The following is a 2,296-nucleotide window of genomic DNA, read 5'->3' on the forward strand; positions in this document are numbered from 1 at the left end:
GCCGGGAGACGATGAGCCCTTCCTGCCGGGAAAGGGGCTGTCGGCGTCGCCGCCTTCGCGGACGAAGGTGGATCCGATGCCCGCGGTGCGGCCTGGGCCGATGGCGGACCCCGGGCGGCGTAGATCGCTGGCGGACGCGTTCGTGGCCGAGTTCGTCGGGAGCACGACGTGGCGGGCGACGCTCGCGGTGCTGGAGGGCGCGTTCCCGGGGCTCGGGATGGCGGCGACGCTGTCCCGGCGCACCGACGAGTGGTGGCGGACGATGGACGCCCTCGACCGGAAGTCCGCGGCCGCGCTCGGCGTTCCGGCGTGGCTGGACGAGGCCGGGATGGTGTTCGACCTCAGTGCCCGGCTCGGCGGGTCGGCCGCGCGGGTGCCGGTGCGGGAGCGGGCGGGGCGTCCGCGCGCGTCGCGGCCCTACGCGGGGGCGTTCGTCATCGACACGCTCGATCCGCTGCGGTACCACCGGGCCGTGGGCGGTCCGCGGGCGCCGGGCGACATGCCGGGAGCGGCCGCGGTGCCGTCGGCGGAGGACGACGACAGCGGTGTCGTGATCGTCGCGCACCTGACGTCCGCGGGCGTGCGGGTGCTGGACTCGGCGGCCCTGTGGCGGTACGCGGGGCGGGTCGTGACGGGGACGCTGCACGAGGCGGAGCGTCCGGAGACGCGGGTCCGGGTGCGCAGGGCGCTGCGGGCGCTGCGGCGTGTGGTCCTCGTCGACCCGGACCTCGGGCTCGGGCTGTGCCTGCAGCTCGACGCGGCGCGGGTGCCCCGGTGCCTGCTGGCGTTCAGCGTGGACCGGACGCAGGACGCGCCGCGGTTCGTCCGGCCCTGATCAGTCGTCGGAGCGCAGCCACGACAGGTCGCTCTGCCGGTCCGGTGGCAGCTCGCGGATCTGGTCCGCGAGCTGCCACGGCTCCGTCGGGGGCGTGCTCTCCTCCGGGAGGACGCCGCAGACGAGGGCGGTCTGCGTGCTGACGGCGGTGAACGGGCCGAACCGCGCGACGCCGCCGCCGCGCAGTGCCGCCAGTTCGGTGAGCAGCGTGTTGAGCGCGGACGGGTCCAGCGGGTCGTAAAGGCCGCGGACGTGGGTGAACAGGTCCTCGGCGAGCACCTCCGGGCGGCGTCCCGAAAGGTGGTAGACCGTCCCCCGGTAGGCGCCCGTGGCCTGCGCGGAACGATGGTCGCGGACGCGCGGGCGCAACCCGTACTCGGCGGCGCAGCGTTCGTAGGCGTCGGCGAGCAGCGCCTCCGCCTCGCCCTCCTCGCTGAGCAGGACGCCGGTGACGACGCCTTCCTCGCGGTCGAGGCGGTCGAGCATCTCGCGGTGGAGTTCCTGGACGTCCTGCTCCACCGCGTCCAAGGAGCGCGCCAGAGCGTGCTGGGCGTCGCGGTCGAGGTCGACGCCCGCGAGTTCCCCGGAGATGTCGCCGAGCTGTTTCTCCAGCCGGTCCACGCGGCCGGTGACGGTGTCCAGCCTGTCGAGGACGTCGGCGGGCGGAGCCTCGGGCTGCGGCGGCGGGATGGGGATGCCGGCGGGCTCGGTCGCCTCGTCGACCACCGTCTTGAGCGCTTCGTGCCGCCGGGCGAGTTCGGACACCTGACTGCGCAGGTCGCGCAGTTCCGCCTGCGCGCGAGGGAGCCGCTTGTCGGACGCCAGGTAGAGCTCGCGTCCGGCGATCGCGAGGCAGAGCAGGACAAGGACCACGGTGGTCATGTGACTCCTCGGAGGGCGGGCTGCGTTTTCGACGATAGCCATCCGCGGCCGGGTTGGCGGAGGACGTGGCGGATCTCGTCCAAAAGGCCCGGCATTTCCCCTGGTCACCCCCTGGTCCCCGCGACTCGCCGGGGACGCTTGCCGCCCGCCTTGCCACCCGGTGCCCTGCGGCCGGGTGGGTCAGCCGAACAGGCCGCCCAGGAGGCCGCCCAGGACCTCGGCGGCACCGCCCGCGACCTCACCGGCCACGTTGCCCGCGATGTCGCCGGCGACGCCGCCCGCGATGTCGACGGCGGCCTGGCCCGCGTGGCCGGCTATGGCGTTGCCGAACGCGTCGACCGGGACGCCCGCCGCGTATCCGGCCACGTTCTGCGCGTATCCGGCCGCGTCGCCCATCGCGCCTACGGCCATGCCGCCCGCGACCCCGGCGGCCCCGAGCGCCGCGGCTCCGCCGACAAGGCCGGCCGCTGCGGCGCCGTGGCCGCGACGCCCGTGGTGGCCGGGCGAGCCGTGATGGACGTGCATCGGCGGCGGCTGGCCGTGATGCGCGGGCGGGTAAGGCGGGGGACCCGAGGGGGC

The 2,296-nt window shown here is 75.5% G+C and carries 3 protein-coding genes; 1 reads left to right on the forward strand and 2 read right to left on the reverse strand.

Translation table 11 applies throughout. The features are described 5' to 3' along the window. Positions 1-835 (forward strand): hypothetical protein (locus E1285_RS44630; RefSeq protein WP_207947302.1); only part of this gene is annotated, 835 nt, incomplete at its 5' end. Here the strand turns inward: E1285_RS44630 and E1285_RS44635 are convergent. Next, on the reverse strand, positions 836-1,717 hold the full coding sequence (locus tag E1285_RS44635; protein WP_132160959.1) for a hypothetical protein: 882 nt from the start codon (positions 1,715-1,717) through the stop codon (positions 836-838). 180 nt (positions 1,718-1,897) lie between these two features. Beyond that, positions 1,898-2,296: hypothetical protein (locus E1285_RS44640; protein ID WP_207947303.1), on the reverse strand; the 399-nt coding region annotated here is incomplete at its 5' end.

The sequence above is a fragment of the Actinomadura sp. 7K507 genome, from assembly GCF_004348425.1.
Lineage (GTDB): Bacteria > Actinomycetota > Actinomycetes > Streptosporangiales > Streptosporangiaceae > Spirillospora.

What these genes read in the sequence shown, in the direction of transcription:
- E1285_RS44635 (WP_132160959.1), bottom strand. Translation starts at nt 1,717, where the DNA reads ATGACCACCGTGGTCCTTGTCCTGCTCTGCCTCGCGATCGCCGGACGC.